Below are 1,003 nucleotides of genomic sequence, written 5' to 3' on the forward strand. Positions count from 1 at the left end.
GGTACTGGTGGGCCGTCGGCGAGGTGCCTGCTGAGCAGGCCCTTTTCCCACGGCCCCCAGCCCGAACGACGCATGCGAGCTTTCCCCGCACGTCGCTCTCCAGTGACTACTCCGTGAGTGCTGCGACGGATCTTCTCCCGTGGATGTCCGCGTGGCAGTTTCCGCAGACCACAAGGGTTTTGCGGTGCCTCGCGGCCATGAGATCTGCCCACGGCGGCCGGTCGCCGGACCTTCCGAGGTCTGCGAGCTTGGCGACGTGGTGGACTTCCACCTCGTCGACGTGCCCACATGCCTCGCATCGTCCCGCGAGGAGCCGGGTAACCAGCTCCTTGCGTTTGATGTTGACCGGGGCCAGCTGGCGGTCGGTGATGACCACCTTCTTGTTCTGTCTCAGCGGAATCCCGCCGAACCGTCCGACCAGAGGCTTCCTGCCTGGCTGTTCGACGCGGGCCTCGAAGCACTTGCGCGGCCCGTGCGGCGTCTCGATGGTGGCCGCGTACTTGCGGGCCACCTTCGACACCGACGAGCGGTGCTTGTTGGCAAGCGTCATCAGCATCGAGGTCTCCATGACCCATTGCAGCCGGGCGAGTCGAAAGACGTCGCCGGCCAGCAGGTAGTACTGGACGATGCCGCGGTACTCCGACCCGTAGGTGCTGATGATGACGTGGTCGTCCTGGTTCAACACTTCGGGCCGACGCGCGGGTTTGCCGCGCCGCATGTACCGGGCCTGCTTGGCAACTACCACCGAACGGGGGACACGCAGACCGATCGTCCCATTGACAGACCGACGCCTGCCGGAGATCTTGCGGTCGTTGTGGTGCACGGTGATGTCGTAGCCGAGGAACCTCGCCGCCCCTGTACGGGCGTGTGTGATGAGCGTCTTCTCCGGCGACAGTTCCAACTTGAGTTCGTCTCGCAGGAATTGAGCCAAACGCTTCTTGATTTCCTCGGACTCTGCCTTTGGTCCGGCGAACCCGAGCAGGGTGTCGTCGGCGTAGCGCAC

At 64.6% G+C, this 1,003-nt stretch carries 1 protein-coding gene; it reads right to left on the bottom strand.

What is annotated here, in order from left to right; genetic code table 11:
- Positions 1–106: 106 nt before the first annotated feature.
- Positions 107–1,003: HNH endonuclease (locus ACN6LB_RS45840; protein WP_445031104.1), on the bottom strand; the 897-nt coding region annotated here is incomplete at its 5' end.

The sequence above is a fragment of the Streptomyces sp. SAS_270 genome (assembly GCF_052543295.1).